The following is a 15,337-nucleotide window of genomic DNA, read 5'->3' as shown; positions in this document are numbered from 1 at the left end:
TCCTCCATAAAACGTTTTCACCGGTCTTTTGTGTATGCCTTTAAGCACAGGTTACACCTTTTCTCTTCAGCCCGTTCCCATGTCATGCCATCAGCACTGATATAGCCTTCTCCGTCTGTGACATTGACAAAGGTACGTCCATCTCCCGCATCATACTCAATGGCCGCAGGATGAACTGCATCCGGCGTAGTAATCTTTACGATAACTGCAAAGCGTTCCCCTGGGGAAAGTTCTAAGTCTTCCCGATGATTTCCCATAAGGGGCACCGTATAGTATCCTCCATAGTCAAAGCTTCCCCTGGTAAGAAGAACTTTCCGGTCAAAATCCTGACCTTCCAAAATATCGGATTCCCTCCCCGCATGACGAACCACATAAACCTCATAGGAAGTATGGGGACCTGTAGCATAAAAGCCTGCCGCTTCAAGGTTCTGGGAGGTTCCGGCCTCGTAAACATTAGAAAACCACACGGTATCTTCTCCATATCCCAGCTGGCCGACCCAGCCCCGGAGATCGGACTGATAAATGTGGTCATAATTGTCCGTGTTTTCCACAACCGTATAAACAATGTTATTCCTTCCAATATTGGAATCATAATAGGATACATAAAAATATCCCTGGTCTCCGAATCCATCTCCCCAGCTGTTCATACAAATAAATGCTCCATCTCCCTGAACTTCCCCATGAAAGTTCTCCTTCGGATAAGCATCGTCCCAGCCAATGATCACAGAATCATGGTTCGGAGGCTCTGTGCCAGTGTAGCAATAGGCGTAGGCATCTTCATTATAGGCTTCAGACCGGATGTCCCCTTCCGCAAGGGAAGTATAAAGGGAACTTTGAACCCCTCCATACATAAGAACCGCCCGTTTAATTTTTTCAAAATCTTTATCCGGCAGGATCTGGATCTCCTGAACATGCTTTACCGCTTTTAAGCCATCGGGGGAGATGCCATCGCCGTATGGGTCGTCTGCTTCCAATACCGGTCCTCTCCAAGACAACAGATAGGCCATTGACATGGTATATTCCCCGCCCTCTTCCTGGGGAATGCAAAACCCATTGTTCAATGACATATGGTCTTCTGAAAATTCATAGCTTTCACCGGGGAGCAGGGCCGCTTCCAAGGCCTGCAGTGAGGCAAAAGCCCAACAGGTTCCAATGGAACCCTGGTTTTTCACAGAAGGAACCCGGCCTTCTTTTCTCCCATCATAAAAGGCCGGGAGCTGCTCATTTATAATTTCCGATTTCGATGACACCCCCCGGCTGTTCGCCTGTGCACTTCCCGGCTCTTTTAAATAATCCTGGTCTGCTATATTCACAGGAATGATCTCCGAACTGGGAGTCCTGTATCCTGCAGAAAAACAGATGATCATCAGAAATAGGAAAAACCATCCTTTAATCTTCAACCGAATCTCCTTTTCTTTAAGAAAGTTCGATTCGCCTTTGGCTCATCGAAGCCTTGGGGGCTTTGGCCCCATAAACTGATAGAAATAGGTTTTCATCATACCATTATAAATTTTCCGGTTTTTATCCGCCTTTCTGCCGATGTATTTCTCAGCTTCCTCGTAGGCAGTGATCATGTACAGGGACCATGCATCAAGAGCTTTATACCGTTCTCCAATCTGCCGGTACAGCTCCGGTAAATTCTTCTTTTCCTCAATTCGTTCTCCGTAAGGGGGATTCGTAATAATAAAACCGTACTTCTTTGGATGACTTAAGGCAGTCAGGGGTCTTTGCTGAAAGTGGATCATGTGATCCACTCCGGCTGACTCTGCATTAGCTCTGGCAGCCTTTACAATCTCACCGTCTATGTCATAGCCCTGTATATCCACTTTGACATCTGAATCCAAAAGGTCGTTTGCCTCATCCATTGTCTCATACCAGCACTTTCTTGGAATCAGGTTTTTCCAGTCTTCGGATAGGAAGGAACGGTTCATGCCTGGGGCCATATTGGCCGCCATCATGGCCGCTTCAATCACAAAGGTCCCGCTTCCGCAGAAAGGATCGACAAGAATCCGGTCCTTGTTCCATGGAGTCAGCATAATAAGGGCCGCAGCAAGGGTTTCCGTGATCGGAGCTTTGCTGGTCAATGTACGGTATCCTCTCTTATGGAGAGAATCTCCAGTGGTATCAATGCCAACGGTCACTTCATCCTTATGAAGGAATACCCGCAGAGGATAGCTGCTTCCGGTCTCCGGAAACCACTCCACACCATAAGCCCCTTTTAACCGTTCCACCATGGCTTTCTTCATGATGGACTGGATGTCTGAGGGGCTGAATAATTTACTTTTAATTGATGAAGCTTTGGCGACCCAAAATTTCCCATCCTGAGGTATAAAATCTTCCCAGCAAATTGCCTTAGTACCTTGAAAAAGCTCTTCAAAGGATTCTGCATGAAAGCTTCCCACCTTTAGCAAAACTCTTTCTGCCGTACGAAGAAAAACATTCCCACGACAGATGGCCTCATCATCTCCAATAAAGGTAACCCTTCCGTCTTCTACTGATGCAATGTCATAACCGAGATCCGTGATCTCTCTTTTTAAAACCGCTTCCATACCGAAATGGCAGGGTGCGATCAGTTCAAATGTTTTTTTCACTTTATTCTCCTAAGTTCATCTCTTTTATTACATTCCCGTCAAAATCCATAACACGGAACACCTTATCCTCCAGCATACCGTAAGTAGGAGGATTACCGCCCTTTGGAATGGACACTGAGCCTGGATTTAATATGGTAATATCTCCAAAACGCTCTGCTGTCAGGATATGAGTGTGTCCATGAAGCAAGATGTCTCCCTTTTGTAACGGAGGCAGGTTTTCCTGATTATAAATGTGTCCATGGGTGGCATAGATCGTCAGGCCGGAGACGGCAATCAGGGCATAATCCCCAAGAATAGGAAACTCCAGTACCATCTGATCCACTTCTGTGTCACAATTTCCCCTTACACTATAGATCTGGTCTTTGCATTCATTTAGCATGGAAATCACCTCTTTCGGGGCATATTCCCTTGGAAGGTCATTTCTGGGGCCATGATATAGAATGTCTCCTAACAGGATCAGCCTGCCGGCTCCGGAAGTTTTATATACATCTAACAGCTTCCTGCAAAAATAGGCAGAACCATGAATGTCGGAAGCAATCATATATTTCATAGGTTGTTTTCTCCTTTTGTATTTAATAGGTATATTTTAAGGCTAGCGGGGTAATTCTGTCAATGAATTTACCTATCCGCGAACCATATATTTTCCTTTGTAATAAGTGATTCCATTGGCTATATTGACTACATCATATCCAGACTGCTCCAAATTTCTGCAGACTATCATGCTTTGTCCGCCCCTGGAACAGTAAATAATCAAAAGTTTATCTTTTGGCAAGCTGCTTACCCAACGATCCATATTTTCATATGGCAGATTTACCGCTCCCCGAATATGGGACTGCCTGTAGGACGATTGACTGCGAAGATCTATAATCATAATATCACTATAGTAATCGATATAGTGATCGATTTCCCAAATCGGTATGGTCTTGAACATACTATCACCTGTCCTTTCTAGTAATAATATATTCCATATTTTCAGGATTGCGAAAATCATATAGAAACAGGAAGATTTCATCAAAAAAACGCAGGAAAGGACCTCTTTGTCACTTTCCCGCGCCTTTTCTCAAGAACAATTAAAACAACTTCCGTTATTAGTTGAATCTGTTACGGTTGTTGTCTTTGCTGGAATCACGGCTGCTGTCCCTGCTGGAATCACGGCTGCTGTCTTTGCTGGAATTACGGCTGCTGTCCCTGCTGGAGTTACGGCTGTTATTCTGATTATTGTTCTGATTGTTGTTCTGGTTGTTATTCTGGTTGTTGTTCTGGTTGTTGTTCTGGGAGTTCCTGGAGTTCTCCATATCATTCTTAGACATAATAAATACCTCCTGTCGGCGTTTTTCGTTACATCGTTAGTATGGCGGGTTTATAAAATATTATACAATTGTTTTTTTATTTTAAAATTAAAGAGGAAATGATATATTATTCGAAAATGCAGCCATATTTTGTAAAAATACTTTGCATTTTTATCACAGCTATATTATAATCAAAATGAGGGGTTTTCCCCTCATCCTTATTAATTATTTATACTCCCCTCAGAAGCAGCCGAAATAGCTCCCCTATTCCGGCTGTTTCTCTTTTTTCTGATTTAAGCATCAAAAGACCCCCAGCATAAAATGCCGAGGGTCTTATATCCCTTCCAAAATCCGGTTATCCGCTATTTCATTAATCGCCAAGAACGTTGACGATTTTTACAGGTGCCCGATAATTCCACGGTGAAGTCTTAATACCTGTTCTATAAGTTGATGAATGCACTACTTGTCCATTACCGATATACATGGCAACGTGGTTTATGGATGATCCGCTTCCATAAAAAATCAAATCGCCCGGACGCATCTGATCTGCGCCGACTGTTCTTCCCTGGGAAGCCTGTCCACCTGAGGAACGATTTAAAGTGAGGCCTGCTGCATGCTGCATCACATATCTGGTAAATCCGGAGCAGTCTACTCCGGTACGTGGATCGCTGCCGCCATAGGCATAACGTCCGCCTACAAATTGAAGAGCGTAATTAACAATGCTTTGTCTGAAATTAACAACCGCCTCTGTCTGAGTCTGAGTCTGAGTCTTAACTTCCAATGCAGCCAATGTTTCTTCATCGGTTGAAGATACGGTTGCATTGCCTTCTACTGGCATATAGCCATATGTATCATTGATCTTAACCTTCATATATCCGCCGCCCATATCCTGTACAACTTCAAAGGAAGATCCTTTGGAAGCGGTCATAAGCGCTTCCTTACCAGCTTCATCCTTGCTGATCGTTACATTATCTGCATCAACGGTCACCATATAGTTCCCATAACTGAGTCCTGGACCGGAAATTTCATCTGCTCTTACATCTGAAGGAACTGCCATTACCATTGCTCCGCAAAAAGCCATAAGTCCTAACGTTTTCCATGCATTGTTTATCATCGGGAAATTGCTCCTATTTTTACTTTTTGATTTTCAAATGTTACATAAGTATTAAATTCATTACGGTTATTATACAATTATTTTATCTTTTCGTCAAGTATTATTTAAAAGTGCACGAATTTAAAATTATTTTAGTTTAAAACCCTGACAAATTTCACAGGTTTGCGATACATGACGTTTGTTACGATAATTCCGGTCTTTTCTGTGGAAGCGTGGACGACCCGGCCGTCTCCCATATATAAGGCAACATGGTTAATGGATCCATTTTTTCCATAAAATACCAGATCCCCTGCACGGGCATCCTCGTAGCTGACGCTGCGGCCCTCCCCTGCCTGAGACCTAGAGCTATGGCTTAAGCTTACACCAGCCGCATTCCTTAATACATAGCTGGTAAATCCAGAACAATCCACTCCTGTTTTGGGATTAACTCCTCCGTAGACATAGCGTCCGCCCACAAACTGAAGCGCATAATCTACAATTTTCTGGCGCTGCATTACAGACTTGTCCACCTTTTCCTGAGTCTTCTCAATCAGGGTCGCAGCATCGCTTTGTATGTAACCTTCTCCTTCCGGAGTCTTTATTTTAATCCAGCCATCTCCTGGGGATTCAACCACTTCATAAGTCTGGCCTTCCCCTGCCTGGGAAAGAGCCGTTCCCGACTTATCCGCAGCTTCTCTGACAGACACAGGCATATCCATCTTCGCATAAAGTGTTGTGCTGGTTTCTACAGCAATTTCCGCTGCTTTCGCCTCTACCTGGGGAGTCCAGCTTAAACTTGCTAAAATCCCTAAAAGGCCCATCGCCTTCCACATTTTATTCTTCATATTAAATCTCCTGTTTTTACGTTTTTCTGTCGTTCCCGCAATACTTCATTAAAATGTTACATAATTGTTACATTTCGAATTATATACTTATTCCTCGAATTTGTCAAGCAAAAACGGCAGTTATGGCGCTTTATGCGTCATAACTGCCGTCACAGTTTCGTAATATTTCCATATACTTGTTAAATTTATTTGACTTTATCGTTTCGTTCCTTTTACGAACCAGACAATGAGAAATACCAAAAGCAAAGGGCCCATAATAGGCATCAGAAGGCTGAAAATCCCTGTAACAATGCTGGCAATCAGAAAGAAAAATAAGATAAGAACCGTAACTCCCAAAAGCTTCCAGTACCATTTGCTCAAGTCAATGTAATGCATACGGCGCCCGGAATTACCTGGATCCTCATACACATTCCGATCCGCGCCAGAGTAGGATTCGTAAAAAGTTCTTCCGGATCCGCTGCTCTTTGCATTCTCGCTGGCCTCTAAAATAGTCTTGGCAATCAGTCTTGGATCGCCGATGGAGGCTATCACTGCCTCTTCCGTAGAACCATTTCTCACTTCCGTGCCGATATATTCTTCATAGTACCTGATATTTTCTTCAATCACGCTTCCAGGAACTTCACCTGATAAAGCCTCCCTTAAGCGTTGTAAAAACTCCTGTCTGCTCATCTGAGCCTCCTTCAATTAAGTAAATAGCTTTGATTATTGTATCATCCGACAGGGACTTCGTAAAGAAGCCTTCTCTGAAAAAATTCTTAAAATTTCATAATAGGGCTTATCCGAACAGACTACTCTACCTTCTCCTTAATTACGCCATCCCGGTATGCCGCCACCAGTTCCTTTAAATCTGCAATCCGCTCGGCCAGCTCCGCGCCTTTATCCGTATCCGCCACCATGACCCGGTTCTTCATGTTCTCAACAACTGAAACTTTTGGCGTGCTTTCCTTATTCGGATCAAAGGGCTTGTGCTCCGCAAGAGCCAGATGGTTGGAATTATAAATGAGCGTATAGCCTGCGATTCCTGTCTTAGTCTGGTAGGCCTTTGACAGCCCTCCATCTATGAGGAACAGCTTGCCTCTCGCCTTCACCGGCGATTCCCCTTCCTTTATTTTCACCGGAACGTGACCGTTGATGATGTGGGAACCTTTTTTAGGAAGGCCGAATTCTTCTAATATCTTATCACAGGTTTCTTCCTTCATGCTAAGTCTGTAATAAGGGTTCATAGGCTCCTTGTGAGCAGATGGATCTTCGATAAAATAATGTTCAAAGGTCGTCATCTTCCCCTTGCCGTAAACCGGAGATTTGGCTCCGCACCATAGATACCACATGAAATCCCTGGCATCCTCACTCTCCGCAGACCCCTCCGGCATAAAATATGCATTTTGAGCCTTCCGGTCCACGTAATCCATTAACGCCTTCCCTGAGTAAGCATGGTGATCCACAACGATCTCTTCAAAGGAGCCATCCTCCCTCATAGGAATACAGCCATGGTAGAGGAGGTTTGAATTGTAACATTTGTACATGCTTCCATGAGAATACAGAAAACGAATATGCTTATGAAGAAGCTCGTTATGCATGAAAGAAAGCTGAAGGGTATGGAGAAGCTCTCCTTCCTCCTTACTCAGCTTTAATGGTTCCTTAGGATCTACCGTTGGGAAGAATTTATCAAGCATTGGATATTCCTTACCCTCTACGGTCACAACACCCCGGTCAAAGTCAATGGCCTCAATCAGGATCCGGTCGCTCATCTCATATTCCGGATGGCGTTTTATGATCTGGCCTTCCACCTTAAACTGAATGATCGCAATGGCCTTGTGCATCTTTGCCGCCAGCCCCGGATCCACCGCATCATAGATGTTTTCATCAAGGATCTGGGGTACAAACCGATCGCAGGGATCCTCTCTGTAAATCCTGGCTGCAAACATGGATAAGGGACGCAGGTTGATGCCGTATCCGTCCTCCAGCACATCAAAGCTGTTATAGCTGATAGCGATACGCAGTACGTTGCAGATACAGGCCAGATTCCCGGTGGCTGCTCCCATCCAGGAAACATCATGATTGCCCCACTGGATATCAACGTCATGAAATTGCAGCAGTTCATCCATAATAATATCCGCCCTTGGACCGCGGTCGAAAATATCTCCGATAATATGCAGGCTGTCAATGGTCAAATTCTGGATCAGCTCGCATAAGGCTATGATGAACTTATCTCCCACCCGGATGTCAATGATGGACCGTATGATCTCATTATAGTATACACGTTTATTATCATCATTATAATCCACATGAAGCAGCTCATCAATAATGTAGGCAAACTCCGGGGGCATTTTCTTCCTTACCTTGGATCTGGTGTACTTTGATGAAACCACTTTGCAAATCTGTACCAGCCGGTAGATGGTCACTCTCTGCCAGTCTCCGTCTGCCAGGCCCTTAAGCTCCAGCTGATTCATGATCCGCTCCGGATAGTAAATTAAGTTGGCTAACGCCACTTCTTCTTTCTCTGGTATGATGTGGCTGAATGTTTCCGTGATTTTTTCACGGATAACGCCTGAGGCACTTTTTAATAAATGGACAAATGCCTCATATTCACCATGTAAGTCACTGAAAAAATATTCTGTTCCCTTTGGTAAGCCCTGTATGGCAGTAAGGTTGATGATCTCGCTGGAAGCAGCCTTAATCGTCGGATACTCCCTTGCCATCAGTTTTAAATACGCCAAACTTCTCATAATACCTCCCCTTCTCCCTGAAGCGATGCTGCTGCATTTCTATAGAGCTATAGTATCATAAAAGATTTCAATTTAAAACCCTTTTTAGCAAGGCAGTCCCCATGGGGCCAAGACTTCCCTTGATTTGATCCTGCACAACAAGAAAGCTGCCGGCTTAAACACCATAGCCAGCAGCTTGCGGAATCGTTGGTTCTTTCCCTTTATAATGTTCCTTTTGCTTCCTTCCAATCAACAAATAGATTGTAACGTTCTGTTTTAAAACGCAGAACACAGTAATTTGGATCCTCCGGTCCGTCAAAATTTTCTTCAAGCCCCTTGTACCACATCTCTTTTTTTATATCCGGATCGGTTAATATTTCTATTGTCCCCACCAGGGTGATATTGTGGTCTATTCCGTTAAAACAAACACTGGCGAGGCTGCATTGTTTAATGCGATTGGATTTATTGCTTCCAAGTCCAGTGCAGAATGTGATCCAGTCGATACCATCTGCCTTTGATGCGGATATCGTGGAGGCGGTCGGATAACCGTCTTTGTCAATCAACGCCAATACGCAATATCCCTCGTTTCCTCCACCGGTCTTTCTTTCAATAATTTCTCCGGCTCTGGTAATAACTTCTTCATTCATCATATTTGCCTCCTGTTTTTTTATTTGAAATAAATATATCACATCAATTAAGACAACAGTATGTCATGTTCCTGCTTTAATAATTTCATATTGTTAAAAAACTACCAACTATCAATCGTCAATCGGATATTTAAAATTTTCATTATGTTTATAATCACACCTTGATGCTGCATACTGTAAGTGATATAATCTCTTCAATGCAAAGAAGGAGACAAATTTATGAGGTTCCATTTGGAGGTATAGATGAAACATATTACTAATGGGCAGAAAGATCTCGTTCATATCAGTTTTGAAATCGGACTGCTTTTAAAGGGCATTCATGGCCTGATGGAAATTGTTGGCGGGGCATTCCTGATATTTCTAAGCCCTACCCGGTTGAACTGGCTGACACTATTTTTAACCCGGCATGAATTATCAGAAGACCCTAAGGACATCGTGGCAAATTTCCTGATAAGCTTAAGCAACAGCTTTTCAATCAGCACCCAGCATTTTGCTGTATTTTACTTAATGTCCCACGGGGTTATAAAATGCATCCTGATTCTTTTACTGTGGCGCAAAAAGCGATGGGCATATCCGCTGACCATCATCTCTTTTCTTCTTTTTATGGCATATCAGATATACCGCTATACGTTGACTCAATCTGCATTTCTCATCGTGCTCACCATTTTTGACGCGGTTATGATTGCATTAACCTATTTGGAATATAAGAGAATCAAATCCTGATTTATAAAAGTTTAATTGGAAAGGTGGTTAATAACATGTGCGGAAGATATTACATTGAAATAGATGACAGCGAATTACGTTCAATTGTTGCCGAAGTAGAGAGAAAAACTGCGGTAAAAACCGGAGAAATATTCCCGACTAACCTTGCACCTGTATTATCCCCGGATGGAATCATGAAAGCAATGCGCTGGGGATTTCCTAAGTATGACGGCAAAGGTGAGATAATTAATGCCCGAAGCGAGACGGCAGCAGAGAAAAATATGTTTCGGCGTCCGATGATGGAGGGACGCTGCCTGGTTCCTGCAAGCTGGTATTTTGAATGGGAACGCCGGGGAAAGCAAAAGGTGAAGTATGCCCTGATGGCTCCGGAAAAAAGTCCGGTATGGATGGCGGGATTATCAAAAACAGACTTACAAACAGGAGACTCCTCTTTCGTTATCCTGACTCGTCCGGCCTGGTCCGGCATTTCATTTATTCATGACAGAATGCCGGTAATTCTCTCCAAAAAAAGTCACGACGAATGGCTTTATGGACATGACCCGGTTAGTACAATGAATCAGGCAATCAGTGAAGTACAGTATAAGGCTATATAAAAGATTGGCTCTGCCATAGCAATTTTAAAAATCTATGCATATAATATAACGATTATATAAAATCTCTAAGAGGCCATAAATGTACATGAATGATTTAGGTACAATCACGCAAATGGGACGAATCCTGCAAGTTAATAATGCAATGGTTACAGAGGTTTTTACCCGCAGCAGAGCCACTGGATATATAGACATTATCTACTCTCAGTCTGTACAAAATGAAACGATATCCGAACCATTAAGGCTTAATGCAAGCTTTTACACAGATGTCCTGAATCTATTCGGTCAGCATATATGCTTATGTGACATCGAAGAAGGCATGGTGGTGGATGCCTTATTTTCACCGATTATGGAATGGCGCATTCCGCCACAAGCTAACGCTTATTTAATTGTTGCAAAAGAATACGGTCAGCCATCATTTAATTCTACCACAGCTCTAATCACAGAAGTGGACATCGATAAATTTCTTTTCTATACTTACGATCCTGATAATCCCGATAATCAAATAGAATTTCATATTGCCACTAAGGCTACCGTTCGCGATACAAATGGCAACCCTGTTCCTTTCCGTACACTTTACCCTGGTTTATTAGTAAACGTGATCCATTCCGAAATTCAAACCGCGTTTATCCCATATCAAGCGATTGCTTTCCATATTCAAATATTATAGCTTATCGGAACTTGTGAAGCAGGTTTTGATAAAAGGGCTGTTTTTTAGCCCGCCCATCCGATTATAGAAAGCACCATTTGCTATCGGTAATATAAATATTACTTAATAATATCAGCAGGTCTCAATCAGCCTGCTGTTTTTTTGTCTTCCCTTTTATTTAACCCTTCCCTTTTATTTCCACTATTAATCGAACATATATTCGATTATAATATAGCCGAGGTGATTCCATGAATAATGTCATATTTCATATCGATGTAAACTCCGCCTTTCTAAGCTGGGAAGCAGCATATCGAATCCATCATTTGGGAGGAACTTTAGATTTGCGGGATATACCGTCTGCGGTTGGCGGAGATACTACAAAAAGGCATGGTATTATACTTGCCAAAAGCGTGCCGGCAAAGAAGTATCATATAAAAACCGGGGAGTCCGTGACTGAGGCACTAAGAAAATGCCCTGACCTGGTTTTAGTTCCCCCAAACTACAATCTCTACCAGAAATCTTCCTCTGCATTTATTCATATCCTGAAACAATATTCTCCTATTGTGGAGCAGTATTCCATTGATGAGGCGTTTATGGATATGACTGGTACTGAAGTCTTGTTTGGAGATCCTTATCAGGCAGCAAATGATATAAAAGAACGTATACACAAAGAACTTGGCTTTACCGTAAACATTGGTGTTTCAAACAATAAAGTCCTGGCCAAGATGGCATCCGATTTTAAAAAGCCTGACAAAGTGCATACGCTGTGGCTAAGTGAAATAAAAGAAAAAATGTGGCCATTATCTGTAAAAGAATTATTTTTCGTGGGCAGGGCAACCTTTCAGAAATTACGGAATCTGGGAATCAAGACCATAGGAGAATTGGCGCAGACTGATTTATCAATCATTAAAAGTCATTTCGGCAAGTATGGGGAGGTCATATGGTCTTTTGCAAACGGAATCGATGTTTCAGCAGTAGAACCTGCTCCCCCGCCAAATAAAGGTTATGGGAATAGTACAACCACTGCATTTGATTTAGTGGATGCAAGTACAGCCAGGTTAGTACTGTTATCATTGGCAGAGACCGTATCTGCCAGATTAAGAGAGGACAACGTGAAAATTAGCGTGATTTCCGTGGGAATAAAGGACTATAACTTTATATATTATGGTCATCAAAGAACCCTTGATACGCCAACAAATATCACTTATGAAATCTATGAAACCGCTTGCCGGATTTTTGATGAGATGTGGAATAAGATTCCTATCCGTCATTTAGGAATCCATACAAGCCATGTAACCACAGAGAACAGCCGTCAATTAAATATATTCGATAAAATAGATTATGAAAAAATGGAGCGGATGGATAAAGCAGTGGATGAAATCAGAAAGCGTTTTGGAATTGACTCAATTAAAAGAGCAAGCTTTTTAAATGATAAAGCAGTCGATCACATGAGCGGCGGAATCAGCCGGGAGAAACGGACCGTAGACTACAGCAAACAACATATATTGTAGGTGAAAGATATGGGAGTATTTGGAATTGGGACTAATGTAAAAGATATTAACAGCGGAGAACCGCAAGGTAAAATGTATCATGTCGCCTGCAAGGTATGGTTTACCGCCAGCTGCAGCCCCAGGCCTTTAAGTCTTAAGTTTGAAGGCGATGATGGTATCATACAAACAGTATCTGATATAATCATAAAATGTTCAGAGGATAAAAATTATAACGGAATTCCATCAAAAGAATTTCAATGTGATGCAATCATTGGGGGCCTGAAAAGAGAATTTAAACTGATCTTTTATATGGAATCCTGTAAATGGGTTATGATAATATAAATAGGTGGGGCCGGAATCCCGGGTACCCACCTGTATTATTTACACTGATAGTCCCGGATCCTGCAGTACCCTGCTATCCTTTAGTGATTATTACCACCACCAGTTACATCTGTTACATCCAAAAAAGCAATTACAAAAATTGCATCTGCAATTTCTACGGCATCCCCTGTTAAAGCAACACATATATTTCCCTCCCTTCTAAGTAACGTTATACTATACTTTATGGCATCAATAGACAAGATGTGAAAATCGGGTTCCATGCCAGGCCTTATTTAACGGTTTATAAAGAAAGAGGGAGCATTGCACATGGCTGAAACTCAGCCATGGAGCAACACTCCCGCAATCAATTATACATGGAGAACTTCCCCGGCATAAAGCCTTTCTCCTTCTTTCCTGTCACTGACATTGAAAACGCAGACATTTCCTGTAGCAAAACATTCCTCTGCTATTACAGCATCTGAAGTATGGAGGACTTCATCGTTGCAGAAAATTACAACATAGCTTCGATTTCCCACCGTGATTTTCACAGCCTGAGCTTCGCTCTCTGTCAGTGGTTTGTGAAGTGTATGGCTGTATGTCTCCACAGCCTTCACCTTGGCCGGTTCTGCTGTAGAAGAATTCCCTCCATTTATGACTGTAATCATGCTGGCAAATCCCTTCTTTTTCAAAACTGCAGTAACTACATCATTTTCTTCCCACTGATTATAATGTCTTGAAGTCACACCTCTGCTGCTTTCAAGTAAGGCATCTTTTGTCAAAAAGTTTAAAAATACTCTGGTCTCTTTTCCCTGGAAAGTCACTGAATTTACTTCTGTGAAAACCTTTCCTTCCGGTGCGAAATGAAAATACTGCCGGTATTCATGTTCTCCTTCTGCATAAAACTGATCATGAATCAGATAAATATCCGGTTTGATCCAGATGATACGCCGGTTCACAAAGATACCCTTTTTCATATATCCCAGATGACCGCCCTGGACAAATTCTGCAATCTCTCCGGCTCTGTATGTTCTGTTTACAGGAAGAGAAAGCTTATTTGTATACCAGGAATCTTCAAATGAAGTAAAGGATTCCCCATCTACGGTTGTGGTATTATGGCCTGGATTGTCTTTCAAAGTAAAACGAAGAGGAACGTTCATATAGGTTGCTCTGCCGCCATCAACCAGTACATCTTCTCCATTCACAACTAAATCCACATGCATTTTATCCCCATGGCAATGACCGGTACTCATTGCACCGCAGGTAAAATGAAGAAGATTTGAATCCCGTTTCCAGCTTTCCCTTAAATAATAGTTCCCGCTGTTCTCCAGACATGCCGATATAAAATCCGGTTCTCTTGCAGGAAGAAAGGTATAGTCAGCACAGGCATTGCTTCCAAAGTCCCAGGCTCCTTCATAATCCATAAGCTCATAACCGCTCCATTTTAAGACAGGATCCTGGAACAGCCAGGCTCCCATGGTGATTTTATCCCGTAAATCGGTGTCATCAGAATCACCATGAGTAAATTGATGGCTGTTTGGCTTTTTCCAGATAACATTTGCCAGTGCCATGCGATGAACCGCATCCTCTAAATCCGGCTTAAGTGGTATCCCGTTCGCTCTTGCAAGGAAAATCACGCAGCACAGGCAATGATATACTTCATTGTGATACATAGGGGATTGCTCCCACTGGCTGCCATCCTTGTAAATCTGCACCTTTACGGACTTATAGATCCTCTCCAGAGCAATGGACGCCCACTCCTTTGTTTCATCGCTCTGAGGAAGTCCCATCGCAATCTCGAAAAGTCCGCTGTTCTCCAGAATGCACCAATTGCTCTGCAGCCTTTCGTCTCCGCCCTTTTCCACCAGTCTTCTGGCATGGAGCCTCAGTGTTTCTGCAAATCGGTCTAAAAAGTCCTCTGTTATTAAGCTGCTGTCTTTAAAATAGCGGATCGCTTTCGTCCATGTCTCTCCCCGAAGCCCTGTTTCCAACAGGCGCCACGGTCCCATCACTGTCTTTTCATCAAGTGGAACCCTGTCTATCCAATCATTCACCAGGCGCAGAAAGCATGTTACATACGCTTCATCTTTTGTCATCTGCCAGGCCTGCCCCAGGCAAATGAAAAACCTGTGTCTGTTAAACTGCCAGACAAATTCCGGATCACCGGAAGGCATATAGCGCCAGTCAATTTCCCCGGAAAATACCACAGGTTCATAGGTACGCTCCATATCCCAGTTTAAATCAAACAGAAATGTATTTTCACATACCTCATTTGCTATCCGTAAAATATGCTCCACATCATCATTCCAATGTTCTTTACAATAACAGGCTGAATTTCCCGGGTCAGGGACAAAATAAAAAGCATCCGGTCTGTCAAAATATTGTTCGATTGTCATT

Annotated in this window: 17 protein-coding genes; 5 read left to right on the top strand and 12 right to left on the bottom strand. The window is 42.7% G+C overall.

What is annotated here, in order from left to right; translation table 11 throughout:
• Positions 1-17: 17 nt before the first annotated feature.
• The 10 genes from BMX69_RS23380 to BMX69_RS23335 form a co-directional block, all read right to left on the bottom strand.
• On the bottom strand, positions 18-1,400 hold the full coding sequence (locus BMX69_RS23380) for a lectin like domain-containing protein (RefSeq protein ID WP_242941324.1): 1,383 nt from the start codon (positions 1,398-1,400) through the stop codon (positions 18-20).
• A 42-nt stretch (positions 1,401-1,442) separates the two neighbouring features.
• On the bottom strand, positions 1,443-2,591 hold the full coding sequence (locus tag BMX69_RS23375; RefSeq protein WP_330387548.1) for a THUMP domain-containing class I SAM-dependent RNA methyltransferase: 1,149 nt from the start codon (positions 2,589-2,591) through the stop codon (positions 1,443-1,445).
• Between the two features lies 1 nt (position 2,592).
• The gene (gene yfcE, locus BMX69_RS23370) at positions 2,593-3,141 is read right to left on the bottom strand and encodes a phosphodiesterase (RefSeq protein ID WP_100043674.1); all 549 of its coding nucleotides are present in this window, start codon (positions 3,139-3,141) and stop codon (positions 2,593-2,595) included.
• A gap of 72 nt (positions 3,142-3,213) precedes the next feature.
• Entirely contained in the window at positions 3,214-3,522 is a 309-nt protein-coding gene (locus tag BMX69_RS23365) for a rhodanese-like domain-containing protein (RefSeq protein ID WP_025231420.1), read from the bottom strand.
• A 157-nt stretch (positions 3,523-3,679) separates the two neighbouring features.
• Positions 3,680-3,901, bottom strand: coding sequence for a hypothetical protein (locus BMX69_RS23360; protein WP_054791748.1), 222 nt, complete (start codon positions 3,899-3,901; stop codon positions 3,680-3,682).
• A gap of 349 nt (positions 3,902-4,250) precedes the next feature.
• Positions 4,251-4,994 carry a C40 family peptidase gene (locus BMX69_RS23355; protein ID WP_025231418.1) on the bottom strand — a complete coding sequence of 248 codons (744 nt, stop codon included), beginning with the start codon at positions 4,992-4,994 and terminating at the stop codon, positions 4,251-4,253.
• A 131-nt stretch (positions 4,995-5,125) separates the two neighbouring features.
• Positions 5,126-5,818, bottom strand: coding sequence for a C40 family peptidase (locus BMX69_RS23350; RefSeq protein ID WP_092240401.1), 693 nt, complete (start codon positions 5,816-5,818; stop codon positions 5,126-5,128).
• Positions 5,819-6,013: 195 nt separating this feature from the next.
• Complete coding sequence (locus tag BMX69_RS23345; RefSeq protein WP_100043673.1) at positions 6,014-6,487, bottom strand: DUF1700 domain-containing protein; 474 nt, start codon at positions 6,485-6,487, stop codon at positions 6,014-6,016.
• A 119-nt stretch (positions 6,488-6,606) separates the two neighbouring features.
• Positions 6,607-8,544 (bottom strand): fructose-1,6-bisphosphatase, encoded by a 1,938-nt coding sequence (locus BMX69_RS23340; RefSeq protein WP_100043672.1) that lies wholly within the window; start codon positions 8,542-8,544, stop codon positions 6,607-6,609.
• 200 nt (positions 8,545-8,744) lie between these two features.
• Positions 8,745-9,173: a pyridoxamine 5'-phosphate oxidase family protein gene (locus BMX69_RS23335; RefSeq protein ID WP_242941323.1), complete on the bottom strand. Its 429-nt coding sequence runs from the start codon at positions 9,171-9,173 to the stop codon at positions 8,745-8,747.
• A gap of 240 nt (positions 9,174-9,413) precedes the next feature.
• On the opposite strand from BMX69_RS23335, the gene BMX69_RS23330 reads away from it, so the two are divergent.
• The 5 genes from BMX69_RS23330 to BMX69_RS23310 all read left to right on the top strand — a co-directional run bounded on the left by BMX69_RS23330 (position 9,414) and on the right by BMX69_RS23310 (position 12,964).
• A complete protein-coding gene (locus tag BMX69_RS23330) occupies positions 9,414-9,893 on the top strand; it encodes a DUF2127 domain-containing protein (protein ID WP_100043671.1) in 480 nt (159 codons plus the stop codon).
• A 35-nt stretch (positions 9,894-9,928) separates the two neighbouring features.
• On the top strand, positions 9,929-10,486 hold the full coding sequence (locus BMX69_RS23325) for an SOS response-associated peptidase (RefSeq protein ID WP_100043670.1): 558 nt from the start codon (positions 9,929-9,931) through the stop codon (positions 10,484-10,486).
• Positions 10,487-10,565: 79 nt separating this feature from the next.
• Positions 10,566-11,153, top strand: coding sequence for a hypothetical protein (locus tag BMX69_RS23320; protein ID WP_054791745.1), 588 nt, complete (start codon positions 10,566-10,568; stop codon positions 11,151-11,153).
• Positions 11,154-11,380: 227 nt separating this feature from the next.
• The gene (locus BMX69_RS23315; protein ID WP_100043669.1) at positions 11,381-12,643 is read left to right on the top strand and encodes a Y-family DNA polymerase; all 1,263 of its coding nucleotides are present in this window, start codon (positions 11,381-11,383) and stop codon (positions 12,641-12,643) included.
• 9 nt (positions 12,644-12,652) lie between these two features.
• Positions 12,653-12,964 carry a hypothetical protein gene (locus tag BMX69_RS23310; RefSeq protein ID WP_025231410.1) on the top strand — a complete coding sequence of 104 codons (312 nt, stop codon included), beginning with the start codon at positions 12,653-12,655 and terminating at the stop codon, positions 12,962-12,964.
• An 80-nt stretch (positions 12,965-13,044) separates the two neighbouring features.
• On the opposite strand, the gene BMX69_RS23305 is transcribed toward BMX69_RS23310, so the two are convergent.
• Both BMX69_RS23305 and BMX69_RS23300 read right to left on the bottom strand, forming a co-directional pair.
• Entirely contained in the window at positions 13,045-13,224 is a 180-nt protein-coding gene (locus BMX69_RS23305; RefSeq protein ID WP_100043668.1) for a hypothetical protein, read from the bottom strand.
• An 87-nt stretch (positions 13,225-13,311) separates the two neighbouring features.
• Positions 13,312-15,336 carry a heparinase II/III family protein gene (locus BMX69_RS23300; protein WP_054791744.1) on the bottom strand — a complete coding sequence of 675 codons (2,025 nt, stop codon included), beginning with the start codon at positions 15,334-15,336 and terminating at the stop codon, positions 13,312-13,314.
• Position 15,337 lies beyond the last annotated feature (1 nt).

The organism is Lacrimispora sphenoides JCM 1415 (assembly GCF_900105615.1).
In the GTDB taxonomy this organism is placed as follows: Bacteria; Bacillota; Clostridia; order Lachnospirales; family Lachnospiraceae; genus Lacrimispora; species Lacrimispora sphenoides.
The sequence above is the reverse complement of the archived record's forward strand: the minus strand, read 5'-3'. Positions and strand labels throughout refer to the sequence as shown.

What these genes read in the sequence shown, in the direction of transcription:
- yfcE (WP_100043674.1), bottom strand. Translation starts at nt 3,141, where the DNA reads ATGAAATATATGATTGCTTCCGACATTCATGGTTCTGCCTATTTTTGC.
- BMX69_RS23365 (WP_025231420.1), bottom strand. Translation starts at nt 3,522, where the DNA reads ATGTTCAAGACCATACCGATTTGGGAAATCGATCACTATATCGATTAC.
- BMX69_RS23360 (WP_054791748.1), bottom strand. Translation starts at nt 3,901, where the DNA reads ATGTCTAAGAATGATATGGAGAACTCCAGGAACTCCCAGAACAACAAC.
- BMX69_RS23355 (WP_025231418.1), bottom strand. Translation starts at nt 4,994, where the DNA reads ATGATAAACAATGCATGGAAAACGTTAGGACTTATGGCTTTTTGCGGA.
- BMX69_RS23350 (WP_092240401.1), bottom strand. Translation starts at nt 5,818, where the DNA reads ATGAAGAATAAAATGTGGAAGGCGATGGGCCTTTTAGGGATTTTAGCA.
- BMX69_RS23345 (WP_100043673.1), bottom strand. Translation starts at nt 6,487, where the DNA reads ATGAGCAGACAGGAGTTTTTACAACGCTTAAGGGAGGCTTTATCAGGT.
- BMX69_RS23340 (WP_100043672.1), bottom strand. Translation starts at nt 8,544, where the DNA reads ATGAGAAGTTTGGCGTATTTAAAACTGATGGCAAGGGAGTATCCGACG.
- BMX69_RS23335 (WP_242941323.1), bottom strand. Translation starts at nt 9,173, where the DNA reads ATGATGAATGAAGAAGTTATTACCAGAGCCGGAGAAATTATTGAAAGA.
- BMX69_RS23330 (WP_100043671.1), top strand. Translation starts at nt 9,414, where the DNA reads ATGAAACATATTACTAATGGGCAGAAAGATCTCGTTCATATCAGTTTT.
- BMX69_RS23325 (WP_100043670.1), top strand. Translation starts at nt 9,929, where the DNA reads ATGTGCGGAAGATATTACATTGAAATAGATGACAGCGAATTACGTTCA.
- BMX69_RS23320 (WP_054791745.1), top strand. Translation starts at nt 10,566, where the DNA reads ATGTACATGAATGATTTAGGTACAATCACGCAAATGGGACGAATCCTG.
- BMX69_RS23315 (WP_100043669.1), top strand. Translation starts at nt 11,381, where the DNA reads ATGAATAATGTCATATTTCATATCGATGTAAACTCCGCCTTTCTAAGC.
- BMX69_RS23310 (WP_025231410.1), top strand. Translation starts at nt 12,653, where the DNA reads ATGGGAGTATTTGGAATTGGGACTAATGTAAAAGATATTAACAGCGGA.
- BMX69_RS23305 (WP_100043668.1), bottom strand. Translation starts at nt 13,224, where the DNA reads ATGGAACCCGATTTTCACATCTTGTCTATTGATGCCATAAAGTATAGT.
- BMX69_RS23300 (WP_054791744.1), bottom strand. Translation starts at nt 15,336, where the DNA reads ATGACAATCGAACAATATTTTGACAGACCGGATGCTTTTTATTTTGTC.